We start from the raw sequence: 24537 nt of genomic DNA, 5'->3' as shown, positions 1-24537 counted from the left end.
GCGCGTGAAAGTGATTATTTTTAACGGTGAATGCTGAATTTTAGCCAGGAATTTTGCAGCGATTTACTCTCGGTGTAACATCGCCTGAGACCTAAAATTCAACATTAACCCGGAAGAACAAATGACCTCGCGTGTGATTGCCCTGGATTTAGACGGAACATTACTGACCCCTCAGAAAACCCTGCTCCCCTCCTCCCTTGAAGCGCTTAAACGAGCCCAGGAAGCCGGGTATCAACTCCTTATCGTAACGGGTCGACATCACGTTGCCATTCATCCTTTTTATCAGGCACTGGCGTTAGATACACCTGCAATTTGTTGTAATGGCACTTATTTGTATGATTATCAGGCAAAAAAGGTTTTAGCCTCCGACCCGCTACCGGTTCCTCAGGCGCTGCAACTGATTGATCTGCTGGATGAGCATGCCATTCATGGCCTGATGTATGTGGACAACGCGATGCTGTACGAGCGCCCTACCGGCCATGTGGTGCGCACCAGTAACTGGGCACTTTCGCTGCCGGAAGCGCAGCGTCCGGTCTTTACCCAGGTGTCCTCCCTGCGCCAGGCCGCTCAGGATGTTGACGCTATCTGGAAATTCGCCCTGACGGATGAAGACACCACCAAACTGAATACCTTCGCGAAACAGGTTGAACAGACCCTGGGTCTGGAATGTGAATGGTCATGGCACGATCAGGTAGATATTGCCCGTAAAGGCAACAGCAAGGGCAAGCGCCTGACGCAGTACGTGGAATCTCAGGGAGGGTCGATGCGTGACGTGATTGCCTTTGGCGATAACTATAACGATATCAGTATGCTGGAGGCTGCCGGTACCGGCGTGGCGATGGGCAACGCCGATGACGCGGTGAAAGCGCGCGCTAACGTGGTGATTGGCGATAACACCACCGATAGCATCGCGCAGTACATTTATACCCACCTGCTGTAATCAGGCAGTGATCGAGACGCTCTTGATTTGCGCGTAAAGCCACAGGCCGGGCTTGATACCTAACTCGTCCCTGGCCCACGGGCTGATGCGCGCCCAGAGCGTCCTGCTTCCCACCTCAAGCTTCACTTCCACCTGACCGTTATCATCAAAGCACTCCGCCACTTTGGCGCGCAGAATATTACGAATGCTGGTTTGCAGCGGCGGTTGCAGCACCAGCGAGACGTCCGATGCCTGAATGCGAATACGCAGCGCGGACTGCAACGGCTTGTCGACCTTGCTCACCCACAGATGCTGGTCGCCCAGCGCCAGCGCGGTCATCGCATAATGCGGGTGGTGTTCCAGCACGCTCACTTTCAGGATACTGCTCTGCTGCTCCTTTGGAAGCCAGGGATGCATCACGCTGCTTCCCCATACCTCTTCCAGGTTGCCAAAGGCCTTTACGCTGCCCTCTTCCAGTACCAGCACTTTGTCGGCCAGATGGAGGATCTCATCCAGCGAGTGGCTGACGTAGAGCATGGGAATGTTAATCTCGCGGGTCAGGCGCTGCAGGTAGGGCAGCAGTTCACGTTTACGCGGAATATCCAGCGAAGCCAGCGGTTCGTCGAGCAACAGCAGCTCGGGTGCGGTCAGCAAGGCACGGCCAATCGCCACACGCTGTTTTTCTCCACCGGAAAGAGAGGAAGGCAGCCTGTCGAGCAGAGGCTCAATACCTAACAGCGTCACCAGCTTATCAAACTGCCCGGCCATACTTTTGGCCATACCGTAGCGCAGGTTGCCGCGCACGCTGTAGTGCGGGAACAAGCGCGCGTCCTGGAAAACATAGCCGATGCGACGTTTATCCGGCGAGAGGTATATTTTGTTCTCCACGTCATTCAGAACGCGGTCATTCAGAACAATTCGCCCTGACTGCGGGCGTGTCAGGCCGCTAATCGCATTAATCAGAGAGGTTTTTCCCGCACCGGAGACGCCAAAAATGGCGGTGATGCCGCTTGCAGGCAGCGTCTCGTTAAGCGTCAGCGTGTGGTTCCCCAGCGTCTGGGTGAAATTCAGTTCCAGCATCCTTATTTCCCCATCCGTTCGCGACTCAGCCGCGCCAGCCATTCAGACACCAGCAGCGAAGCCAGGGCCAGGACGATTGAAATGATGCACAGTCGCGCCGCCGCGCCTTCTCCGCCGGGTGTTTGAATCAGGGTGTACATGGCTGACGGAATCGTTCGCGTCTCGCCGGGAATGTTCGATACAAACGTGATGGTCGCGCCGAACTCGCCCAGCGAACGGGCAAACGCCAGTACCGTGCCAACTATAATCCCCGGCAGCGTAAGCGGGAGCGTGATGGTGAAAAAGACGCGCCAGCGCCCGGCACCCAGCGTGCGGGCCGCCTGTTCGAGCTTCATGTCCACCCCTTCCAGCGCGAGGCGGATCGCCCTCACCATCAACGGAAATGACATCACCGCCGCGGCTAGTACCGCACCGCGCCAGCTAAAGGCGAACGTCAGACCAAACCAGTCGTAGAGCTTCTCGCCGATAAAACCGCGTCGCCCCATCGAAATCAGCAACAGATAGCCGACCACCACGGGGGGTAAAACGAGCGGGAGATGAAGTACGCTGTCGAGCAGCGCCTTGCCGGGAAACCGGCAGCGCACCAGTAACCAGGCAAAGAAGATCCCAAAGGGCAAACTCAGCGCAACCGCCAGGGAAGAGACTTTAAGGCTCAGCAGAACAGCCTGCCATTCAGGATCGGTCAATATCATCAGTGAGTCGTAAATCCATAACGTTTAAAGATTGCGGACGCTTCTGGCCCCTTCAGGTAATCGCGAAAGGCCGTCACGGTCGCGTTTTTATGTCCATCAACAATCGCGACAGGATATTCCACTTTCTTGTGGGAGTCTTCCGGGAACGTTGCAACCACTTTCACACCCTTGCTGGCAACGGCATCAGAGCCATATACAATCCCCAGCGGGGCTTCGTTGCGTTCCACCAGCGCCAGCGCACCGCGTACATCTTCCGCCGGCGCCAGTTTCGGCGACAATGTCTCCCACGCGCCCAGTTTTTGCAGCGCTTCTTTGGCGTAGATCCCCGCCGGAACATGCTCCGGATCGCCCACCGCCAGACGGCCACCGTTAAGCAGGCTCATCCAGTTGGTCTCTTTGTTAATGGTAATATCCGCCTGCGCGCTGGCTTTTGGTGCCACGACAACCAGGCTATTCCCCAGCAGCGTTTCGCGGGTTGCCGGATCAATTGATTTCTTCTCCGCCGCGTAATCCATCCATTTCTGATCGGCTGAAATGAACAGATCCGCCGGTGCCCCCGCTTCTATCTGGCGCGCAAGCGTAGATGAAGAGGCGAAAGAGGAGACAACATCGACGTTTTTCTCTTTTTTATACGCCGCCGCAATATCCTGCAGCGCGTTGGTCAGCGACGCCGCCGCAAAAACCGTAATTTTTCCGTCGTCCGCCAGCGCCTGCCCGGCAAGTGAAAGCGTCAGCGTTGCCCCAGCGAAAAGACGTACCCATGAACGTGCCATTTGTAGCTCCTGTATATAGCGTTATATAGACGATAATATAACGATATCTTCATGGAGATCCCAGCGCTATATCGTACCGCTCAAGGGGTAAGCTGGACTGATTCTTAATACTATCGGAGAAAATGAGAAAAGCTTGAGAGCAAAACGCCCGGGCTAGCCGGGCGTTTTGAAGGGAATCAATGCTGCTTTTTAGCCTGGTCTTTGTGACCAATGTTCGAAAAGAGGTTGAACACTTCACCCAGGCCGTAGATGGCACCGAGGATGATGGCCATCACTACTGGCACCATGATCACGGCGAATACCAGACTTTTCAACAACTCTAACATGGTTTTCTCCAGATATTGTGAAGGGCTTATTCTACCCTGAAAAGTAAGAAAAACATCCCCTTTTGTGCGGTAGCCTTTGCGCCCCGCACCATTTGGGTCACAATATCCTTTTTGCCAGGACACTGTTATGCAGGCCGAAATTCTTCTTACTCTCCGACTACAGCAAAAGCTTTTTGCCGACCCCAGACGTATAGCCCTGCTTAAACAAATAGAACAAACGGGCTCGATTAGCCAGGGGGCAAAGAATGCCGGGATCAGCTATAAAAGCGCCTGGGATGCCATCAATGAAATGAACACCCTGAGCGAACACCCGCTGGTGGACAGAGCCACGGGCGGTAAGGGCGGTGGCGGCGCCAGGGTGACGCGCTACGGCCAGCGCCTGATTCAGCTTTACGATCTTCTGGGCCAGATCCAGCAAAAAGCGTTTGATGTTCTGAGTGATGACGATAGCGTTCCACTGGACAGTTTGCTGGCCGCCATTTCCCGCTTCTCGTTACAAACCAGCGCCCGCAACCAGTGGTTTGGTACGGTGACGGCGCGCGATAATCTTCAGATACAACAGCATGTTGAGATCCTGCTTGCCGATGGAACAACGCGTCTGAAAGCCGCAATCACCGCGCAGAGTGCAGAGCGCCTTGGCCTGGATGAAGGTAAAGAGGTGCTGGTGTTACTGAAAGCGCCATGGGTCAATATCACGCGTAACCCCGACACGGCACAGGCAGCGGATAACCAGCTATCGGGCGCAATCAGCCATATTGAACGCGGCAAGGCGCAATGCGAAGTGCTTATGACGCTGGCGGACGGACAATCACTCTGCGCGACGGTACCTTGCAGCGAGGCGGACGGCTTAGAAGAAGGTGCTGTCGTCACCGCATATTTCAACGCAGACCGGGTGATTATCGCCACATTGTGCTGAGCGCATTGACAACCGCGCTGACAGTGAGTATCCCTGACATCTGTTGCTGCAAAAAATGGGATAAATCATGGCATTATTGCATATTTCGCAAGGTACGTTTCGTCTTAGCGATACCCGGACGCTGGCGATTGCTGATTTGACAATACGCGCGGCTGAAAGCTGGGCGTTTGTTGGCACTAACGGCAGCGGTAAATCCGCGCTGGCCCGTGCGCTGGCGGGGGAACTCACCCTCCTCAAAGGGGAATACCAGAGCGACGTTACGCGCCTGACGCGCCTCTCTTTTGAACAACTGCAAAAGCTGGTGAGCGACGAATGGCAGCGCAACAATACCGATTTACTCAGTCCTGGAGAAGAAGATACCGGCCGTACAACGGCGGAAATTATCCAGGATGAGGTGAAAGATCCTGCCCGCTGTCAGCGCCTGGCTGAACAGTTCGGCATTACCGCCCTGCTCAACCGACGCTTCAAATATCTTTCTACCGGCGAAACGCGGAAAACCCTGCTTTGCCAGGCGCTGATGAGCGAGCCTGAGTTGCTTATCCTCGACGAACCGTTCGACGGCCTTGACGTCCAGTCCAGGGCGCAGCTGGCGCATCTGCTGGGCTCGCTTAATCAGCAGGGATATACCCTTGTGCTGGTACTTAACCGCTTTGATGAGATTCCGGATTTTGTCCAGCATGCCGGTGTGCTGGCCGACTGTCATCTGACCGAGACGGGCGAAAAGTCGGCGCTGCTTAAGCAGGCGCTGATTGCCCAGCTCGCGCACAGTGAACAGCTCGACGGCATCACCCTTCCGGAACCCGATGCCCCGTCAGCCCGCCACGCGCTCGATCCTCACCAGCCACGCATCGTGCTGCGTGATGGTATCGTCTCTTATGACGACCGCCCGATCCTTAACCATCTTAGCTGGACGGTGAATCCGGGCGAGCACTGGCAGATTGTCGGCCCGAATGGCGCGGGAAAATCCACGCTGCTGAGCCTCATCACCGGCGACCATCCGCAGGGCTATAGCAACGATCTCACGTTGTTTGGCCGTCGTCGCGGCAGCGGTGAAACCATCTGGGATATTAAAAAACATATCGGCTACGTCAGCAGCAGCCTGCATCTGGATTACCGGGTCAGTACCACGGTACGTAACGTGATCCTCTCCGGGTATTTTGACTCCATCGGAATTTATCAGGCGGTGTCGGACAAGCAGCACAAGCTGGCCCAGCAGTGGCTGGATATTCTGGGGATGGATAGCCGGGTGGCTGACGCGCCGTTTCACAGTTTGTCATGGGGGCAGCAGCGCCTGGCATTGATTGTTCGCGCGCTGGTAAAACACCCGACACTGTTAATTCTGGATGAGCCTCTGCAGGGTCTGGATCCGCTAAACCGCCAGCTGATTCGTCGCTTTGTGGATATTCTCATTGCCGAGGGTGAAACCCAACTGCTGTTTGTTTCACACCATGCCGAGGATGCCCCTTCCTGTATCACCCATCGTCTTGAGTTCATTCCGGACGGCGAGCGCTATCGCTACCTTCTCAGCCACATCGACTAACCGTGGAGGGCCCCGCCCTCCTCTTTTCAGATAACTTGCATCAATACAACACTATCTCTTTGATCTAGAATGGTCTGAGTGATTGAAAAAGCGAGTTTGAAAACGAGTGTAAACGATTCCACTATTTTATCCCATGTCACACTTTTAGCGTCTCTGTTATGCTATGGTTATTACATACCATAAGCCTAATGGAGCGAATCATGCGAGTTCTGGTAACAGGTGGTAGCGGTTACATAGGAAGTCATACCTGTGTGCAACTGCTGCAAAATGGTCACGATGTGATCATCCTCGACAACCTGTGCAATAGTAAGCGCAGCGTGCTGCCGGTGATTGAACGTCTTGGCGGGAAACAACCCACTTTCGTGGAAGGCGACATCCGCAACGAAGCGCTGATGACCGAAATCCTTCACGACCACGCCATTGAAGCGGTGATCCACTTCGCCGGTCTGAAAGCCGTCGGTGAATCCGTTGCGAAGCCGCTTGAGTATTACGACAACAACGTCAACGGTACCCTGCGTCTCATCTCCGCCATGCGTGCGGCGAACGTTAAAAACTTTATCTTCAGCTCCTCCGCCACCGTCTATGGCGATCAGCCAAAAATCCCCTACGTTGAAAGTTTCCCGACAGGCACGCCACAAAGCCCGTACGGCAAAAGCAAGCTGATGGTGGAACAGATCCTGACCGATCTGCAAAAAGCGCAGCCGGAATGGAGCATCGCCTTGCTGCGCTACTTCAACCCGGTCGGCGCCCATCCGTCTGGCGATATGGGTGAAGATCCGCAGGGCATCCCGAACAACCTGATGCCGTATATCGCCCAGGTGGCGGTAGGCCGTCGTGAGTCGCTGGCGATTTTTGGTAACGACTACCCAACCCAGGACGGCACCGGCGTGCGCGACTATATCCACGTGATGGATCTGGCCGACGGTCACGTTGCGGCCATGCAACAGCTGGCAGATAAACCGGGCGTGCATATTTACAACCTCGGCGCCGGGGTCGGCAGCAGCGTGCTGGACGTGGTTAACGCCTTCAGCAAAGCCTGCGGTAAGCCAGTGAACTACCACTTCGCACCTCGTCGTGATGGTGACCTGCCCGCTTACTGGGCGGATGCCACTAAAGCCGACAAAGAGCTTAACTGGCGTGTGACCCGCACGCTTGATGAAATGGCACAGGATACCTGGCACTGGCAGTCACGCCACCCGCAAGGCTATCCGGACTAAGGATCCTTCATGACTTCGTTTAATCCCGTCGATCATCCGCATCGTCGTTTTAACCCGTTAAGCGGACAATGGATTTTGGTGTCTCCGCATCGCGCCAAGCGCCCCTGGCAGGGGGCGCAAGAGACGCCTGCGAAACAAACGCTACCGCAGCATGACCCGGATTGCTTCCTGTGTCCGGGCAACACGCGCGTCACCGGAGATAAAAACCCGGACTACAAAGGCACCTTCGTCTTCACCAACGATTTTGCTGCGCTGATGACCGACACGCCGGACGCGCCCGCGAGCCATGACCCGCTGATGCGCTGTGAAAGCGCGCGGGGTACCAGCCGCGTGATCTGCTTCTCGCCCGATCACAGCAAAACGCTGCCGGAGCTGAGCGTTGAGGCACTGAAAGAGGTGATCGGCACCTGGCAGGCACAAACCGCTGAGCTGGGGCAGACTTACCCGTGGGTGCAGGTATTTGAAAACAAAGGTGCGGCGATGGGCTGCTCCAACCCGCATCCGCACGGCCAGATCTGGGCGAACAGCTTCCTGCCTAACGAAGCCGAACGCGAAGACCGCCTGCAAAAAGCCTATTTCGAGGAAAACGGCTCACCCATGCTGGTTGATTACACCCAGCGTGAGCTGGCCGATGGCAGCCGTACCGTGGTGGAAACCGAACACTGGCTCGCCGTCGTACCTTACTGGGCCGCCTGGCCGTTTGAAACGCTGCTGTTGCCGAAAGCGCACATACAGCGCATGACCGACCTCAGCGACGCACAGCGCGACGACCTTGCGCTGGCGCTGAAGAAACTGACCAGCCGTTACGACAACCTGTTCCAGTGCTCTTTCCCGTATTCCATGGGCTGGCACGGCGCACCGTTTAACGGTGAAGAGAACCAACACTGGCAGCTGCATGCCCATTTCTATCCGCCACTGCTTCGCTCTGCGACGGTACGTAAGTTCATGGTGGGCTATGAAATGCTGGCGGAAACCCAGCGTGACCTGACGGCGGAACAGGCAGCCGAACGTCTGCGTGCCGTGAGTGACGTCCACTATCGCGAATCAGGAGTCTAAAAAATGAGTCTGAAAGATAAAACACAATCCCTGTTTGCTGAGAAATTTGGCTACCCTGCCACCCATGTTATTCAGGCGCCTGGCCGCGTCAATCTGATCGGTGAACATACTGACTACAACGACGGTTTTGTGCTGCCGTGTGCCATTGATTACCAGACGGTTATTAGTTGCGCAAAGCGCGACGACCGTAACGTCCGCGTAATAGCGGCGGATTACGGTAACGAAACCGACGAGTTTTCCCTTGATGCCCCCATTGTGACGCACGACAGCCAGCAGTGGTCTAACTATGTGCGCGGCGTGGTGAAGCATCTGCAGAAGCGTAACAAGAACTTTGGCGGTGCGGATTTAGTGATCAGCGGCAACGTGCCACAGGGTGCAGGCTTAAGCTCCTCTGCCTCTCTGGAAGTCGCCGTGGGGACCGTGTTCCAGCAGCTTTATCATCTGCCGCTGGACGGGGCACAAATCGCCCTGAACGGTCAGGAAGCAGAAAACCAGTTCGTGGGCTGTAACTGCGGCATTATGGACCAGCTGATCTCCGCGCTGGGCAAAAAAGAGCACGCGCTGCTGATCGACTGCCGCTCGCTTGGCACCAAAGCCGTTCCGCTGCCCAAAGGCGCGGCTGTTGTGATTATCAACAGTAATTTTAAGCGCACGCTGGTGGGCAGCGAGTACAACACCCGCCGCGAGCAGTGTGAAACCGGTGCACGCTTCTTCCAGCAGCCCGCCCTGCGCGACGTGACGCTTGATGAATTCAATAAGGTTGCGCATGAGCTGGATCCGGTTGTCGCCAGACGCGTTCGTCACGTGCTGACGGAGAACGCCCGTACCGTTGAAGCCGCGTCCGCGCTGGCGAAAGGCGACCTGAAACGCATGGGAGAACTGATGGCTGAATCGCATGCCTCCATGCGCGATGACTTTGAAATCACCGTCCCGCAAATTGATACCCTGGTTGAGATCGTCAAAGCGACCATCGGCGATAAAGGCGGCGTGCGCATGACCGGCGGCGGCTTCGGGGGCTGCATCGTTGCGCTGGTACCGGAAGAGCTGGTCCCTGCCGTACAGGATGCCGTGACGAAGCAGTACGAAGCAAAGACAGGTATTAAAGAAACCTTCTATGTATGTAAAGCATCACAAGGAGCCGGACAGTGCTAAACGAAACACCTACTCTCGCACCGGATGGTCTGCCGTATCGCCTGTTAACCCTGCGCAACCGCGCAGGGATGGTGGTTACGCTGATGGACTGGGGTGCAACCCTGCTCTCCGCCCGCGTACCGATGCCGGACGGCAGCGTGCGTGAAACGCTGCTCGGCTGTGCATCGCCTGAGCAGTATGTTAACCAATCGGCTTTTCTGGGAGCGTCCGTCGGCCGCTATGCCAACCGCATCGCTAAAAGCCGTTTCGAACTCGACGGCGTGGCGTACCCTCTCCTTCCAAGTCAGGGTGAGAACCAGCTTCACGGCGGACCGGAAGGGTTTGATAAACGCCGCTGGAAAATTGTCCGTCAAAATGACAGCGAAGTGCTGTTCTCGCTGGATTCACCTGATGGCGATCAGGGCTTCCCGGGCAACCTTATCGCCTCCGCACGCTTCACGCTGACCGACGACAACCGAATCGCCATCGAATACCGTGCCACGGTCGACAAGCCGTGTCCGGTTAACCTGACTAACCATGCCTACTTTAATCTGGACGGCAACCAGTGCGACGTGCGCAACCACAAGCTGCAAATCCTTGCGGACGCGTACCTGCCGGTTGACGAAATGGGCATACCGTATCAGGGCCTGAAGCAGGTGAACGACACCAGCTTCGACTTACGCAATGCGAAAGCTATCGCACAGGATTTCCTGAGTGATGACGATCAGCGCAAGGTGAAAGGCTACGACCACGCTTTCCTGTTGCAGGCCAAAGGCGATCTCAGCCAGCCAGCCGCGCAGGTCTGGTCTGCTGACGAGAAGCTGCAGATGACCGTTTATACCACCGCCCCTGCCCTGCAGTTCTACTCAGGTAACTATCTAGGCGGCACAACGGCACGCGAACACAATGAATACAGCGACTGGCAGGGTCTGGCACTGGAGAGCGAGTTCCTGCCTGACAGCCCGAATCATCCGGAATGGCCGCAGCCAGATTGCGTTCTGCGCCCGGGTGAAGAGTACGTGAGCGTCACCGAGTATCATTTCATTCCGCGCGCTTAACGACAGGCCCTCACATCGAGGGCTTTTTTCTGCTCCCCTTGCTGAAAATAGCGCCGATCGCAGACAAAATCATAACCCTGGATTCACAAGCATCTTACACTCGGAGACTATTTTCGCTATGGTTAGGGTTAAGCGTTGCTGCTGGCCTGGCCACAGCAATATAATGAGAATTGTTATCATTCTAAAAATGCTTGAGGAGTAAGAGATGGCTATTACTAAGCTGGTCCTGGTGCGTCACGGCGAAAGCCAGTGGAACAACGAAAACCGCTTTACCGGTTGGTACGACGTTGATCTGTCTGAGAAAGGCGTAAGCGAAGCAAAAGCAGCAGGTAAACTGCTGAAGGAAGAAGGCTTCAGCTTTGATTTTGCTTACACCTCTGTGCTGAAACGTGCCATCCACACGCTGTGGAACGTGCTCGACGAACTGGATCAGGCCTGGCTGCCGGTTGAGAAATCCTGGAAACTGAACGAGCGCCACTACGGTGCGCTGCAGGGTCTCAACAAAGCCGAAACCGCTGAGAAATACGGTGACGAGCAGGTTAAACAGTGGCGTCGCGGCTTCGCGGTAACCCCACCAGAGCTGACCAAAGATGACGAGCGCTACCCGGGCCACGACCCGCGTTACGCGAAACTGACTGACGCTGAGCTGCCAACCACCGAAAGCCTGGCGCTGACCATCGACCGCGTTGTGCCTTACTGGAACGAAACCATTCTGCCACGCCTGAAAAGCGGTGAGCGCGTGATCATCGCCGCTCACGGTAACTCCCTGCGTGCGCTGGTGAAATACCTGGACAACATGGGTGAAGACGAAATTCTTGAACTGAACATCCCAACTGGCGTACCGCTGGTGTATGAGTTCGACGAAAACTTCAAACCAATCAAACACTACTATCTGGGTAACGCGGATGAAATCGCAGCGAAAGCCGCGGCTGTCGCGAACCAGGGTAAAGCGAAGTAATTTTCGCCAGACATAAAAAAAGCGCGGAGCCTTCCGCGCTTTTTTATTTCTGCCTCAGGACTTAACCGCGACGTGCTTTCACCGCGTTCGCCAGCTGACGCAGGAGGGTGTCGGTATCGTCCCAGCCGATGCAGGCATCCGTGACGCTCTTGCCGTACACCAGCGGCTCGCTGCCTTCCAGGTTCTGGTTACCTTCGACCAGATGGCTTTCAATCATCACGCCAATCACCGCCTTCTCACCGCCGGCAATCTGCTGACAGACATCAGCCCCGACGTCCATCTGCTTTTTAAACTGCTTGCTGGAGTTGGCATGGCTGAAATCGATCATCACCTGCGGTGGCAGCCCGGCTTTTTCCAGCCCGACCTTCACGTCGGCCACATGTTTTGCACTGTAGTTTGGCTCTTTGCCGCCACGCAGAATGATATGGCAATCCCCGTTACCGCTGGTGTTCACGATGGCGGAATGACCCCATTTGGTCACGGACAGGAAGCAGTGCGGCGCACCCGCTGCGTTAATGGCGTCGATAGCCACCTTAATGGTGCCGTCGGTGCCGTTTTTAAACCCAACCGGACAAGAGAGACCGGATGCCAGTTCGCGGTGAACCTGAGATTCCGTGGTACGGGCACCAATTGCGCCCCAGCTCATCAAATCAGCCAGGTATTGTGGCGTGATCATGTCCAGGAACTCACCGGCAGCAGGCAGGCCACTGTCGTTGATCTCCAGCAGCAGTTTGCGCGCAATACGCAGACCGTCGTTGATCTGGAAGCTGTTATCCATGTGCGGATCGTTAATGAGCCCTTTCCAGCCAACTGTCGTACGCGGTTTTTCAAAATAGACGCGCATGACGATTTCCAGCTCATCCTTCAGCTCTTCGCGCAGCTGAAGCAGCCTTGCCGCATACTCTTTTGCCGCAGCAGGATCGTGGATAGAGCATGGACCAATCACCACCAGAAGACGATCGTCATTACCTTTCAGGATCTTATGGATCGCTTTGCGAGCATGAGAAACCGTGTTTGCGGCATTTTCAGTGGCGGGGAATTTCTCAAGGAGCGCTACAGGAGGTAATAACTCATTGATCTCTTTAATGCGTAAATCGTCGTTCTGATAATTCATTTTCTTTCCAGCTCTGCCATATCTTTAGTAATGAAAGCAATCCTTTCAATCTATCTTGTCGACCAGGAAGTGTAAACACGGTTTTACACTTCACGCAGATAATTCCTGGAATTCGCCTAAAAATCGCCACAAAATAGCGAAAAATGAGATCTAACCTAAGCTTTTTAACTGTAACAACCAATTTTATACGCCTAAACGCGATTCCCTACTGACGTAAGTCCGTAAGGCGGAATCTTTCGCCTCTAAAAAGATGCACTGTTGGAGAAAGTTATCCAGCGTAACGACAAGAACAGGAGCACCATGATGAAAATGACAAAACTGGCTACCCTCTTCCTGACCGCCACTCTCACCCTGGCAAGCGGCAGCGTCCTGGCTGCTGAAACGGGCACCTCAGACAGCAACGGTGATGCCAATGCGGCAGCAGAAGCAGGCCAGGTCGCCCCTGATGCGAAACAGAATATCGCCCCAAATAATGTCGATAACAGCCAGATCAATACCGGCAACACCAATACCGGCGGCACCATGCTGCATCCGAACGGCAGTGATTCCGGCACCATGAATCACGACAATATGAGTTCAGATGAAGTTCATAAGAACTCAATGTGTAAGGACGGCAAATGTCCCGACCCTAACGACAAAGTGGGTAACGATGCCAATACCAAAACCGATGGCACAACCCAGTAAGTCGTCAGTGCTTTAAATGCGAAAGGAGAGCCCAGGCTCTCCTTTCTTTTTGGAGTAACCTGTTAAAAACGCTACACTAAAAAATAACGAAACAGGAAAGCAGACATGGCGCACACCCACTCACACGCATCTTCTCCCGGAAATGACAACGTAAAACGACTCATGCTGGCCTTCGGCGTTACGGCCACGTTTATGGTTATCGAGGTCATTGGCGGTCTGGTCTCCGGCTCGCTGGCGCTGCTGGCTGATGCCGGGCACATGCTGACCGATGCCGCAGCGCTACTCTTCGCTCTGCTGGCAGTGCAATTTGCTCGTCGTCCTCCGAACGCACGCCATACCTTCGGCTGGTTGAGGCTGACTACGCTTGCCGCGTTTGTTAACGCCATCGCGCTGGTGGTCATTACTATTCTTATCGTCTGGGAAGCCATCCAACGCTTCAGGCACCCGCAGCCAATAGCCGGAACGACAATGATGGTGATTGCCGTCGCGGGGCTGCTGGCGAATATTCTGGCATTCTGGATTTTGCATCGCGGCAGCGGGGAAAAGAACCTCAATGTGCGCGCTGCTGCCTTGCATGTGCTGGGGGATTTGCTCGGCTCAGTCGGGGCGATAGTCGCCGCGTTGGTGATCCTCTATACCGGCTGGACGCCAGTCGACCCGATTCTCTCCGTGCTGGTATCGTGTCTGGTTTTACGTAGCGCCTGGAGTCTGCTGAAGGAGAGCGTCAATGAACTGCTTGAAGGGGCACCCGCATCCATGGACATTGACGAGCTGAAGCGTAACCTGCGCCGTTCTGTCCCGGAAGTGCGCAATGTTCATCATGTGCATGTCTGGCAGGTAGGTGAAAAACCGGTGATGACGCTACACGTTCAGGTGATCCCACCTCACGATCACGATGCATTACTGGAACGCATTCATCATTTCCTGGAACATCATTACGAGATTGGCCACGCCACCGTCCAGATGGAGTATCAGGCCTGTAACGGGCCGGACTGCCACCTTAACGAGGCGCAGCCCGACCATTCACATCATCATCACCATTAGCGGGAAAGCGCGTGAGAGCCTCGCTCACGCGCGCTCTTAATCCACATACGGCTGCCATTCAGGGCAATGAAGGTCAGCAGCAGATATTCCAGCGACATCGCATAGACGCCCTGCAGCGCGAAAATGACCACGCTGATAACGTTGATGATGACCCACAGCAGCCAGTTCTCAACGTATTTACGGGTCATCAGGATCATCGCCGCAATTGACAGCACCATCATGCAGGAATCCCAGAACGGGAAAGCATCCGGCTGTAGTTCTGGCATCGTTACGCTCAGGCCGATACCGGACATAGCCGAAACGGCCACACGGGTCAGGAAGGCAAACACCGGGTTGATATAAACGGTCATGAAACCAATAGCAACCACGCAAGCGACAAACCAGGCAATGGCTTTCGGCAGGGGTAGCCAGCGGATCTGTAGCTCAGCCTCCTGCTGGCTGTTCTGCCGCGACCATGCGTACCAGCCGTAAATATTGGCGGCGAAGAAGAACAACTGCAAAAGCAGGCTGGCGTACAGCTGGATCTGGAAGAAGATAATCGCAAACAGCGTAACGTTAATCAGCCCGAACGCGTAATTGCTGATTTTCTCCAGGCTTGCCAGCCAGATGCAGAGTAAACCCGCCAGCGTGCCGACGGCCTCAATCCATGACAGGTCATAGCCACCTGCACCAATCGGTATATGAACCAGAATGTTCTGTGTGCTAAAAAAATCCATCTTTTCCCCGGTACGTTTTGAATTAAGTACGTAGTGTAGCCGCAAAATCCAGCATGCGGTTAAGCGGAATTAACGCACCTTCGCGCAGCGCAGCATCGACATGAATTTCATGCGCGGCGCCGCCCGTCTCCAGCCCTTCGGCAATCGCTTTCAGACCGTTCATCGCCATCCACGGGCAATGCGCGCAGCTGCGACACGTCGCGCCCTCGCCTGCCGTTGGGGCTTCAAGGAGCTCTTTCTCCGGCACGGCCTGCTGCATCTTATAAAAGATACCGCGATCGGTCGCCACGATGAGCTGCTTGTGCGGCAGCGTTCTGGCCGCGTTGATAAGCTGGCTGGTTGAACCCACGGCATCCGCCATGTCGACAATGGACTGGGGGATTCAGGGTGAACAAGAATGGCGGCGTCAGGATAAAGCGCCTTCATGCGTGCCAGCGCCTGGGTTTTGAATTCGTCGTGCACAATGCAGGCCCCCTGCCAGCAGAGGACGTCAGCGCCTGTCTGCTTCTGAACATAATTGCCGAGATGTCGGTCAGGTGCCCAGATAATTTTCTCCCCCAGGCTGTCCAGATGCTCAATCAGCTCAACGGCGATGCTGGAGGTCACGACCCAGTCTGCCCGCGCTTTTACCGCCGCGGAGGTGTTGGCATAAACCACCACGGTACGGTCAGGATGGGCGTCGCAGAAGGCGGTGAACGCGTCAATCGGGCAGCCAAGATCGAGCGAACACTCGGCATTCAGCGTCGGCATCAAAATGGTTTTTTCCGGGCTGAGAATTTTCGCCGTTTCGCCCATAAAACGCACGCCAGCAACAAGCAGCGTGGAAGCAGGATGTTTTGCGCCAAAGCGCGCCATCTCCAGAGAGTCAGAGATGCAGCCCCCGGTCTCTTCCGCCAGTTGCTGGATTTCCGGGTCGGTGTAGTAATGCGCCACCATCACCGCGTCTCGCTCTTTCAGAAGACGTTTGATCTTCTCGCGGTAGAACTGTTTTTCGTCCTGGCTTAGCGGAACAGGTTTTGGCGGAAACGGATAGATGGCGGCTTCGGGATCAAACATCACACTCATTATGGCTTCTCGTTTTACGGGCTTAACAATATTGCCTTTCTTTTGCCTGACATAGCAAAACGCATGGCAATTGTGTTTTGTATACTAAACAAGATAGCGAATCTGGAGTGAAAAGTCACCGGGAATAGAGGTGTGGAGCATTTATAGAATTGCAGATAGCAAAAAGGCGCCTTTAGGGCGCCTTTCTACATTGGTGGGTCGTGCAGGATTCGAACCTGCGACCAATTGATTAAAAGTCAACTGCTCTACCAACTGAGCTAACGACCCCTTGCGGGATTTTTTCTTCGAAGTGGTGGGTCGTGCAGGATTCGAACCTGCGACCAATTGATTAAAAGTCAACTGCTCTACCAACTGAGCTAACGACCCATTCGGGTGCTGACTTCGAAGATTTTTACTCGGTACCACGTTTAAGTGGTGGGTCGTGCAGGATGACTCGGCTTCGCCTCGCCCTTCGGGCCGTTGCTAAAGCAACGTTATCCTTCACGTTTAATATCTGAGTAAGACATTAAAATTGGTGGGTCGTGCAGGATTCGAACCTGCGACCAATTGATTAAAAGTCAACTGCTCTACCAACTGAGCTAACGACCCGAGTGGTGGGTGATGACGGGCTCGAACCGCCGACCCCCTCCGTGTAAAGGAGATGCTCTACCAACTGAGCTAATCACCCACTCTGTACTACCGGAACTGCTTAAGTGGTGGGTCGTGCAGGATTCGAACCTGCGACCAATTGATTAAAAGTCAACTGCTCTACCAACTGAGCTAACGACCCACTTTTACGCTGTTTTCACGTTGTTTGATATCCCGTGGCAACGGCGGCATATATTACTGATTTAAGAATTCTGCGCAACAAAAATTTCGATGAAGATCACTTAACTGCTTACGAATCATGCTGCACGACCAGAAATAACGCGATTTCTGGTCATGCGATAATCATCCCATCGAATTCAGACGTTTTTGCGCCTGTTTGGCACCTTCGGTACCAGGGAATTTGGCGACCACCTGCTGATAAACCGCTTTGGCTTTCGCAGTGTCTCCTTTGTCCTGCATGATCACGCCAACCTTATACATCGCATCTGGCGCTTTCGGCGATTTCGGGTAATTTTTCACCACGGAGGCAAAATAAAACGCCGCATCATCCTTTTTACCCTTGTTGTAATTCAACTGACCAAGCCAGTAATTGGCATTTGGCTGGTAGGTTGAATCAGGGTATTTCTTAACAAAGTTCTGAAACGCAGCAATCGCGTCGTCCTGACGAGATTGATCCTGCACGAGGGCAATGGCCGCATTGTAATCCGTATTCGCGTCACCGCTCTGTACAGGCGCGCCTGTGGAGGCGGAAGCATCCGCAGACGGCGCGGGCGCGGATGTCGCCGCTCCGCTCTGATCGCCTGCTGCGGGTTGTGCTGCTGCACCACCACCGCTGCTCAGGCTATCTATCTGCAACAAGATTTGCTTCTGACGTTCCACAACCTGGTTAAGCTGATACTGACTTTCCTGAATCTGACCGCGGAGTGAGTCAATATCGTTTTGGTTATCGGAAAGTTGTTGCTGGAGTTGGGTTAAAAGCTGACTGTGAGCGTTAGAAATACGCTCGAGTTGAGTGACCCGGTCTTCTACCGAGCCTGAGCCGACACTACTGATTGGTGCCTGAGCAAAAGCGGCCCAGGGGGCCGCTATTCCAACCAGTAACGACAGACTCAACAGATGATGTCTGAAGTTACTGCTCATGCCATTCTCTTAGTAAACCAGTACGGCACGACGGTTTTTGGAGTAAGCCGCTTCGTCGTGACCCAGTACTGCAGGTTTTTCTTTACCGTAAGAAACGATGGAGATCTGATCAGCAGAAACGCCTTTACCCTGCAGGTACATTTTAACAGCGTTAGCACGACGTTCACCCAGGGAGATGTTGTACTCTGGGGTACCACGTTCGTCCGCATGACCTTCTACGGTGACTTTGTAAGATGGGTTGCTACGCAGGAAGTTAGCGTGAGCATCCAGCATCGCAGCGAAGTCAGAACGGATGTCGTATTTATCAAGATCGAAGTAAACGATGTTGTTCTGCTGCAGCTGCTGCATCTGAAGACGCGCCTGCTCTTCAGAAGACATGTTGCCATTGCCGTTCGCGTCCATACCGGTACCGGCACCCATCATGCCTTCGCCGCTCTGGTCATTGCTTGCGTTCTTGTTAGAAGAACACGCTGCGATTGCCATTACAGGCAGAGCGATCATCAGCCCCTTCAGCACTTTGTTCAGTTGCATTTCTATGATTCCTTTAGTAATCAATTAATTATTATTTACAGATACGGCGACCAGGCAGGTGATTTTACCTGTCCATCAGTGGCCGGAATACGCGCTTTGAAACGCCCATCTGTAGAAACCAGATTCAGCACAGATCCCATCCCCTGAGAAGAGCTGTAGATTACCATAGTGCCGTTAGGTGCCAGACTTGGCGTTTCATCCAGGAACGTTGACGACAGAACTTGAACGCCACCCGCTACCAGATCTTGTTTGGCAATGTGCTGCTGCCCACCGTTGGAGCTGACCATTACCATGAATTTACCGTCGCTGCTCACGTCTGCGTTCTGGTTCTGCGAACCTTCCCAGGTAATACGCTGCGGAGCACCGCCGTTGATGTTTACTTTATAGATTTGTGGACGGCCAGCCTGGTCAGAGGTAAACGCCAGGTTTTGACTGTCCGGGAACCATGAAGGTTCGGTGTTGTTGCTGCGACCATCGGTCACCTGGCGGATCTGGCCAGAGCCAATATCCATCACATACAGGTTCAGGCTACCGGTTTTAGACAGCGCAAAGGCCAGTTTAGAGCCGTCCGGAGAGAAGGAAGGCGCACCGTTGTGACGTGGGAACGACGCTACCTGACGCACAGCACCGTTAGCCAGCGTCTGGATAACCAGCGCAGAACGACCGCTCTCGAAAGTCACGTATGCCAGTTTAGAACCGTCCGGAGACCAGGCTGGAGACATCAGCGGCTGGGAAGAACGTTTCACCAGGAACTGGTTGTAGCCGTCGTAGTCAGAGACGCGCAGCTCATACGGGAACTGACCGCCGTTGGTCTGCACCACATAAGCAATACGGGTACGGAACGCACCTTTAATGCCGGTCAGTTTTTCGAATACCGCATCGCTGGCCGCGTGAGCCGCGTAGCGCAGGTACTGTTTAGTGACCTTGTAGGAGTTCTGTGCCAGAACGGTACCCGGTGCACCGCCGGTATCTACCAGCTGCCAGGCCACGTTGTAAGAGCCGTCCGGGTTAGGGGTAACCTGACCCACAACGACCGCATCAATACCCAGCGCAGACCATGCAGCAGGCTGTACTTCCTGTGCACTGCCCGGCTGCTGAGGCAGACGAGAACGATCTAACGGGTTGAATTTACCGCTGTTACGCAGGTCAGCCGCCACGATGCCACCGGCATCTTCAGGTGCAGCGCCAGGACCGGCCCACTGGAACGGAACAACACCGATTGGGCGTGCCGAGTCCACCCCCTGGGTGATCTCGATACGTACTTCTGCGTGCAGCACAGCTGCCCACAGCATTAAAAAACTAAATGCTACACGTAATGCCTGCTTCATCATATCTCCCTTATCCGGGTAACCTTACCCACGATAATTTAGCAGAATGTTAACAAACTCAAATAGACAAAACTACACGATCCTGGCTATGACAATAGTCGGTTTTCTATACTTCCCAAAGGAAAGACGATCACAGCTTAAAGTCTAGTTTGGCATCTTTTATCTTATCGTAAACAGCCTCACTCGGCGGTTTAGGAATGTTCGCCGATCTTGCTGCAGCTAACGCTGCCTGGCAAAGCGCAGGATCGCCCCCTTCAGAAGTGACGCTTTTCAACCGTCCATCTGGGGCAAGATTGATATGCAGCACGCACTGTTTGCCCTGATACAGGCCCGCATCAAACAGACGGCTTTGGATCGCCACCTGAATCTGCTTCGCATAAGCGCTGATATCTGCACCCGTTGCCCCGCCGTTGGCGCCGGAGGTCCCGCTGTCTTTAGACGGCTGACCGTTCCCTTTCGCCCCGCCACCCGCTTTTGGTGCGTTCTTACCTGAACTCAGGTCGCCCAGTAAATCGTCGACGCCGGCAGCCGCAGCCGCTTTATCAGCAGCGGCCTTTTTGGCAGCGGCTTTTTCAGCCGCAGCTTTCTTATCGGCAGCCGCTTTTTTATCTGCTGCAGCTTTCTCGGCAGCCGCTTTTTTATCAGCAGCAGCTTTTTCAGCCGCAGCCGCTTTTTCAGCCGCGGCCTTCTCGGCAGCAGCCGCTTTCTTCGCAGCGTCAGCCGCTGCTTTCTTCTCTGCTTCCTGAGCGGCTTTCTTCGCCGCTTCGGCTTCAGCTTTCTTCTGAGCGTCAGCAGCCGCTTTCTTCGCCGCTTCGGCTTCGGCTTTCTTCTGAGCATCAGCAGCGGCTTTCTTCGCGGCTTCGGCTTCAGCTTTTTTCTGGGCATCGGCAGCCGCTTTCTTCGCTGCTTCAGCCGCTAATTTTGCCTGGGCATCAGCCTTCGCTTTGGCATCCGCTGCGGCTTTAGCGGCCGCTTCTTCCGCCTGCTTTTGCTGCTCCTGCGCTTTTTTCGCGGCCTCTTCAGCTTGCTTCTGCTGTTCCGCCTGCTCTTTCGCCGCTTCCTGCGCCTGCAAACGTTCTTTCTCAAGCTGCTTCAGACGTTCCTGCTCCGCGGCCTGCTTTTCACGCAGCTCTTCCGCTTGCTGTTGCGCCTGTTTTTCACGCTGTTCTTCAGCCCGTTTTGCACTCGCCTTCTGCTGCTGTTGGCGATTATAGTTTTGCACTACCGCACCGGGATCCACCATAACGGCATCGATGGAAGACCCTCCACCGCCGCCTGATGCATCAATATGCTCATCGAACGAACTCCAGATCAGCGCTGCAAAAAGAATCACGTGCAGCACTGCGGAGACGATTATCGCTCGCTTAAGCTTGTCGTTCTGTTCGGTTGCCTTTGACACTATCGGTTCCCAAAAACTACGCGGATGATCAAATAGGTTGAGTCATTAAGCCAACTGACTTAACACCCGCACTATGTAGCAAGTTCAGCGCTTTAATAATTTCATCGTAGGGTACGTCTTTCGCGCCACCGATTAAGAAGACCGTTTTCGGATTTGACTCCAGGCGACGCTGCGCCTCAGCTATCACCTGCTCCGGTGGAAGCTGATCCATACGATCTTTTTCTACCACCACGCTGTACTGCCCTACGCCGGAAACTTCAATGATGACCGGAGGATCGTCATTGGTGCTCACCGCCTGTGATTCTGTCGCATCCGGCAGATCCACCTCCACGCTCTGGGTTATGATTGGCGCTGTTGCCATGAAGATCAGCAGCAGTACCAACAGGACGTCCAGCAGTGGAACGATATTGATTTCGGACTTGAGCTCGCGACGACCTCGTCCACGCGATCTGGCCATGGTTTACCCCTTGTTGCTCTCGGTGCTGGTAAACGCCTGACGGTGCAGAATCGCAGTGAACTCTTCCATAAAGTTGTCGTAGTTCAGTTCCAGTTTGTTCACGCGCTGGTTCAGGCGGTTGTAAGCCATTACCGCCGGGATTGCCGCAAACAGACCGATAGCGGTCGCAATCAGTGCTTCAGCGATACCCGGTGCAACCATCTGCAACGTCGCCTGCTTCACCGCACCCAGCGCGATAAAGGCGTGCATGATCCCCCATACTGTACCAAACAGGCCGATATACGGGCTGATGGAGCCGACAGTACCGAGGAAAGGAATGTGCGTTTCAAGATTTTCCAGCTCACGGTTCATGGAGATACGCATCGCACGAGAAGCGCCTTCCACAACCGCTTCCGGCGCATGGTTATTTGCGCGATGCAGGCGAGCAAACTCTTTGAAGCCGCTATAGAAAATTTGTTCGGAGCCGGTCAGGTTTTCACGGCGCCCCTGGCTCTCCTGATACAGGCGAGAAAGCTCAATACCCGACCAGAACTTATCTTCAAACGCTTCCGCTTCACGGCCAGCAGCATTGAGGATACGCGTTCTCTGGATGATGATGGCCCAGGATGCGATTGAAAAACCAATCAAAATCAACATGATAAGTTTAACCAGAAGGCTTGCCTTCAGGAACAAATCAAGGATATTCATGTCAGTCACTGCTTAAACTCCGCGACAATAGACTTAGGAAGCGCACGAGGCTTCATTATGGTTGGATCAACACAAACAATCAGTACTTCAGCTGAGTTCAGTACGGTGTTCTCTGCGTTGACTATCCGCTGCGTGAAAACCAGTGAGGTCCCGCGCATTGATGTAATTTCAGTTTGGACTTCGAGCATGTCGTCGAGTCTGGCAGGCGCAAAATACTCAAGCGTCATCTTGCGTACCACGAAGGCAACTCGCTCAGCCAACAGCACCTGTTGACTAAAGTGATGATGGCGCAGCATCTCTGTGCGTGCCCGTTCATAAAAAGCAACGTAGCTGGCGTGGTAAACCACACCACCGGCATCGGTATCTTCGTAATAGACACGAACCGGCCATCGAAACAGCGTTGTATTCACTTTACATCCCAGTAATACAAGAAAAGTTGGAGCTTTCAAACTTCGCTACTATACGCGCGGGAAAGATGGTTTGGAATGGGAGAAAGTAAACGGAGAGTAAATTTTTATGGGCTCGGGTAAGCCCATATCGTTATAGGACATTTCTTATTCAGAAGAAGAAGAAAATCAAACCGGCGAGGAGAACCAGATCGGCAATCAGCGGGCAGAAAATGCCCTGCCAGTGTACCGCTTTCGGACGAAAGCCCACGCCGTGGATCACCCCAGCACACACTGCCCACATAATGAGGAAGCCATGCCAGATTTCCAGTTCGCTGGTTTTTGCCGCGAAACGCGACGGGTCCCAGAAGATGCAGCCTGCCAGCAGTAATGCCATCACTAAAGAAAGCGCCCGTAACGGGCGCTTATCCATTACCGCGTAAAGCGTCGCGATAATATTCATCAGTGTTTTTCTTCACCCGCTTTCGTCGCTTCAACATGCTCAAGCGCCAGGGCGGTGATGACACCAAAAGCACAGGCAAGAAGCGTCCCTAAAATCCATGCGAAATACCACATATTCAGCTCCTTACTTAGTACATAGAGTGGGTGTTGCTTTCGATATGTTCTTTGGTGATACGACCGAACATTTTCCAGTAACACCAGATGGTGTAAGCCAGAACAATCGGAACGAACACGCAAGCAACGTAAGTCATTAAGTTCAGCGTCATATGGCTGGAGGTTGCATCCCACATGGTCAGGCTAGCATTCAGCATGGTGCTGGATGGCATGACGAATGGGAACATGGCAATACCCGCCGTCAGGATGATGCACGCCAGGGTCAGCGAGGAGAACAGGAACGCCAGCGCGCCTTTCTCCAGACGAGACGTCAGCATGGTCAGCAGCGGCAGCAGTACCCCCAGAGCCGGGATCGCCCACAGCGCAGGCATGTTATTAAAGTTCACCAGCCATGCGCCAGCCTGACGCGTCACTTCTTTGGTCAGCGGGTTAGACGGTGCCGTATGGTTGATCGCAGACGTCACGACATAACCATCAATACCGTACACCACCCATACGCCTGCCAGTGCGAAGCAAACCAGCGTCACCAGTGCAGCAACCTGAGCCGTCGCACGGGAACGCAGGTGCAGTTCACCCACAGTACGCATCTGCAGGTATGTTGCGCCCTGCGTGATGATCATCGCTACGCTCACCACACCCGCCAGCAGACCAAATGGATTCAGCAACTGGAAGAAGTTACCGGTGTAGTAAAGACGCATGTATTCGTCCAGGTGGAACGGTACACCCTGCAACAGGTTACCGAACGCCACGCCGATCACTAGCGGTGGAACGAAGCTACCAATGAAGATGCCCCAGTCCCACATGTTGCGCCAGCGGGTGTCTTCAATCTTGGAACGGTAGTCGAAACCGACCGGACGGAAGAATAAAGAGGCCAGCACCAGAATCATCGCCACATAGAAGCCGGAGAACGCAGCCGCGTAGACCATCGGCCAGGCAGCAAACAGCGCGCCGCCTGCGGTGATCAGCCACACCTGGTTACCGTCCCAGTGCGGGGCGATGGAGTTGATCATGATTCGACGCTCGGTGTCATTACGACCGAGGAAACGAGTGAGCATCCCCACCCCCATGTCGAAACCATCGGTGACAGCGAAACCGATCAGCAGAACGCCAATCAGCAGCCACCAGATAAAACGCAATACTTCATAATCGATCATTT

At 54.3% G+C, this 24537-nt stretch carries 26 protein-coding genes, 5 tRNA genes and 1 pseudogene; 10 read left to right on the top strand and 22 right to left on the bottom strand.

Going from position 1 to position 24537, the window contains the following annotated elements:
• Positions 1-121: 121 nt before the first annotated feature.
• Entirely contained in the window at positions 122-940 is an 819-nt protein-coding gene (locus G0034_RS06590) for a pyridoxal phosphatase (RefSeq protein ID WP_032637158.1), read from the top strand.
• On the opposite strand, the gene modC is transcribed toward G0034_RS06590, so the two are convergent.
• The 4 genes from modC to G0034_RS06570 form a co-directional block, all read right to left on the bottom strand.
• The gene (gene modC / locus G0034_RS06585; RefSeq protein ID WP_014883062.1) at positions 941-1999 is read right to left on the bottom strand and encodes a molybdenum ABC transporter ATP-binding protein ModC; all 1059 of its coding nucleotides are present in this window, start codon (positions 1997-1999) and stop codon (positions 941-943) included.
• A 2-nt stretch (positions 2000-2001) separates the two neighbouring features.
• Positions 2002-2691, bottom strand: coding sequence for a molybdate ABC transporter permease subunit (gene modB / locus G0034_RS06580; RefSeq protein WP_032637160.1), 690 nt, complete (start codon positions 2689-2691; stop codon positions 2002-2004).
• The gene (gene modA, locus G0034_RS06575; protein ID WP_014883060.1) at positions 2691-3464 is read right to left on the bottom strand and encodes a molybdate ABC transporter substrate-binding protein; all 774 of its coding nucleotides are present in this window, start codon (positions 3462-3464) and stop codon (positions 2691-2693) included. Before modA ends, modB begins: the two co-directional genes overlap by 1 nt.
• A 176-nt stretch (positions 3465-3640) precedes the next feature.
• Entirely contained in the window at positions 3641-3790 is a 150-nt protein-coding gene (locus G0034_RS06570; RefSeq protein WP_014883059.1) for an AcrZ family multidrug efflux pump-associated protein, read from the bottom strand.
• Positions 3791-3917: 127 nt separating this feature from the next.
• Between G0034_RS06570 and modE the strand changes: the two genes are divergently transcribed.
• From modE to gpmA, 7 genes are all read left to right on the top strand, one after another.
• Positions 3918-4706 (top strand): molybdenum-dependent transcriptional regulator, encoded by a 789-nt coding sequence (gene modE / locus G0034_RS06565; protein WP_023332436.1) that lies wholly within the window; start codon positions 3918-3920, stop codon positions 4704-4706.
• Positions 4707-4773: 67 nt separating this feature from the next.
• Positions 4774-6246: a molybdate ABC transporter ATP-binding protein ModF gene (modF, locus tag G0034_RS06560; RefSeq protein WP_032637161.1), complete on the top strand. Its 1473-nt coding sequence runs from the start codon at positions 4774-4776 to the stop codon at positions 6244-6246.
• Between the two features lie 200 nt (positions 6247-6446).
• Positions 6447-7463, top strand: coding sequence for a UDP-glucose 4-epimerase GalE (gene galE / locus G0034_RS06555; protein WP_023332434.1), 1017 nt, complete (start codon positions 6447-6449; stop codon positions 7461-7463).
• Positions 7464-7472: 9 nt separating this feature from the next.
• Entirely contained in the window at positions 7473-8519 is a 1047-nt protein-coding gene (gene galT, locus G0034_RS06550) for a galactose-1-phosphate uridylyltransferase (RefSeq protein ID WP_023332433.1), read from the top strand.
• 3 nt (positions 8520-8522) lie between these two features.
• Entirely contained in the window at positions 8523-9671 is a 1149-nt protein-coding gene (gene galK, locus G0034_RS06545) for a galactokinase (protein WP_014883054.1), read from the top strand.
• On the top strand, positions 9665-10708 hold the full coding sequence (gene galM / locus G0034_RS06540; RefSeq protein WP_179120636.1) for a galactose-1-epimerase: 1044 nt from the start codon (positions 9665-9667) through the stop codon (positions 10706-10708). Before galK ends, galM begins: the two co-directional genes overlap by 7 nt.
• Before the next feature lie 205 nt (positions 10709-10913).
• Complete coding sequence (gene gpmA, locus G0034_RS06535) at positions 10914-11666, top strand: 2,3-diphosphoglycerate-dependent phosphoglycerate mutase (RefSeq protein WP_008501111.1); 753 nt, start codon at positions 10914-10916, stop codon at positions 11664-11666.
• 61 nt (positions 11667-11727) lie between these two features.
• Here the strand turns inward: gpmA and aroG are convergent, their stop codons facing one another.
• Positions 11728-12780: a 3-deoxy-7-phosphoheptulonate synthase AroG gene (gene aroG / locus G0034_RS06530; protein ID WP_014883052.1), complete on the bottom strand. Its 1053-nt coding sequence runs from the start codon at positions 12778-12780 to the stop codon at positions 11728-11730.
• A 303-nt stretch (positions 12781-13083) separates the two neighbouring features.
• Here aroG and G0034_RS06525 point away from each other — a divergent pair, with 303 nt between their 5' ends.
• Both G0034_RS06525 and zitB read left to right on the top strand, forming a co-directional pair.
• Positions 13084-13464 (top strand): protein YbgS, encoded by a 381-nt coding sequence (locus G0034_RS06525; RefSeq protein WP_014883051.1) that lies wholly within the window; start codon positions 13084-13086, stop codon positions 13462-13464.
• Between the two features lie 105 nt (positions 13465-13569).
• The gene (zitB, locus tag G0034_RS06520; RefSeq protein WP_023332431.1) at positions 13570-14508 is read left to right on the top strand and encodes a CDF family zinc transporter ZitB; all 939 of its coding nucleotides are present in this window, start codon (positions 13570-13572) and stop codon (positions 14506-14508) included.
• Here the strand turns inward: zitB and pnuC are convergent.
• From pnuC to cydB, 17 genes and pseudogenes are all read right to left on the bottom strand, one after another.
• Positions 14505-15224 carry a nicotinamide riboside transporter PnuC gene (pnuC, locus tag G0034_RS06515; protein ID WP_014883049.1) on the bottom strand — a complete coding sequence of 240 codons (720 nt, stop codon included), beginning with the start codon at positions 15222-15224 and terminating at the stop codon, positions 14505-14507. The two genes, zitB and pnuC, sit on opposite strands and share 4 nt — an antisense overlap.
• 22 nt (positions 15225-15246) lie before the next feature.
• Positions 15247-16289: pseudogene (nadA, locus tag G0034_RS06510) on the bottom strand (quinolinate synthase NadA).
• A gap of 191 nt (positions 16290-16480) precedes the next feature.
• Positions 16481-16556, bottom strand: a tRNA-Lys gene (locus tag G0034_RS06505).
• A gap of 23 nt (positions 16557-16579) precedes the next feature.
• A tRNA-Lys gene (locus tag G0034_RS06500) sits at positions 16580-16655 on the bottom strand.
• 146 nt (positions 16656-16801) lie between these two features.
• Positions 16802-16877 (bottom strand) — tRNA-Lys (locus G0034_RS06495).
• A 3-nt stretch (positions 16878-16880) separates the two neighbouring features.
• Positions 16881-16956 (bottom strand) — tRNA-Val (locus G0034_RS06490).
• A 26-nt stretch (positions 16957-16982) separates the two neighbouring features.
• Positions 16983-17058 (bottom strand) — tRNA-Lys (locus tag G0034_RS06485).
• Positions 17059-17219: 161 nt separating this feature from the next.
• Positions 17220-18017 (bottom strand): cell division protein CpoB, encoded by a 798-nt coding sequence (gene cpoB / locus G0034_RS06480; protein WP_023332428.1) that lies wholly within the window; start codon positions 18015-18017, stop codon positions 17220-17222.
• 9 nt (positions 18018-18026) lie between these two features.
• The gene (gene pal / locus G0034_RS06475; protein ID WP_003858578.1) at positions 18027-18548 is read right to left on the bottom strand and encodes a peptidoglycan-associated lipoprotein Pal; all 522 of its coding nucleotides are present in this window, start codon (positions 18546-18548) and stop codon (positions 18027-18029) included.
• 35 nt (positions 18549-18583) lie between these two features.
• Positions 18584-19876, bottom strand: a complete 1293-nt coding sequence (gene tolB / locus G0034_RS06470; protein WP_013097529.1) for a Tol-Pal system beta propeller repeat protein TolB — start codon at positions 19874-19876, stop codon at positions 18584-18586.
• Between the two features lie 130 nt (positions 19877-20006).
• Positions 20007-21275 carry a cell envelope integrity protein TolA gene (gene tolA / locus G0034_RS06465; protein ID WP_014883046.1) on the bottom strand — a complete coding sequence of 423 codons (1269 nt, stop codon included), beginning with the start codon at positions 21273-21275 and terminating at the stop codon, positions 20007-20009.
• Between the two features lie 28 nt (positions 21276-21303).
• Positions 21304-21732: a colicin uptake protein TolR gene (tolR, locus tag G0034_RS06460; protein ID WP_003858589.1), complete on the bottom strand. Its 429-nt coding sequence runs from the start codon at positions 21730-21732 to the stop codon at positions 21304-21306.
• A gap of 3 nt (positions 21733-21735) precedes the next feature.
• The gene (gene tolQ, locus G0034_RS06455) at positions 21736-22428 is read right to left on the bottom strand and encodes a Tol-Pal system protein TolQ (RefSeq protein ID WP_008501101.1); all 693 of its coding nucleotides are present in this window, start codon (positions 22426-22428) and stop codon (positions 21736-21738) included.
• Positions 22425-22829 carry a tol-pal system-associated acyl-CoA thioesterase gene (gene ybgC / locus G0034_RS06450; protein WP_003858593.1) on the bottom strand — a complete coding sequence of 135 codons (405 nt, stop codon included), beginning with the start codon at positions 22827-22829 and terminating at the stop codon, positions 22425-22427. Before ybgC ends, tolQ begins: the two co-directional genes overlap by 4 nt.
• Before the next feature lie 148 nt (positions 22830-22977).
• Complete coding sequence (gene ybgE / locus G0034_RS06445) at positions 22978-23268, bottom strand: cyd operon protein YbgE (RefSeq protein ID WP_010428735.1); 291 nt, start codon at positions 23266-23268, stop codon at positions 22978-22980.
• Entirely contained in the window at positions 23268-23381 is a 114-nt protein-coding gene (gene cydX, locus G0034_RS06440) for a cytochrome bd-I oxidase subunit CydX (protein ID WP_003858598.1), read from the bottom strand. Before cydX ends, ybgE begins: the two co-directional genes overlap by 1 nt.
• 14 nt (positions 23382-23395) lie before the next feature.
• Complete coding sequence (cydB, locus tag G0034_RS06435; RefSeq protein WP_023332425.1) at positions 23396-24535, bottom strand: cytochrome d ubiquinol oxidase subunit II; 1140 nt, start codon at positions 24533-24535, stop codon at positions 23396-23398.
• Positions 24536-24537: the final 2 nt, after the last annotated feature.

This window comes from Enterobacter sp. T2 (genome assembly GCF_010692925.1).
Classification (GTDB): domain Bacteria; phylum Pseudomonadota; class Gammaproteobacteria; order Enterobacterales; family Enterobacteriaceae; genus Enterobacter; species Enterobacter kobei.
This window is presented reverse-complemented; position numbering and strand designations above follow the sequence as displayed.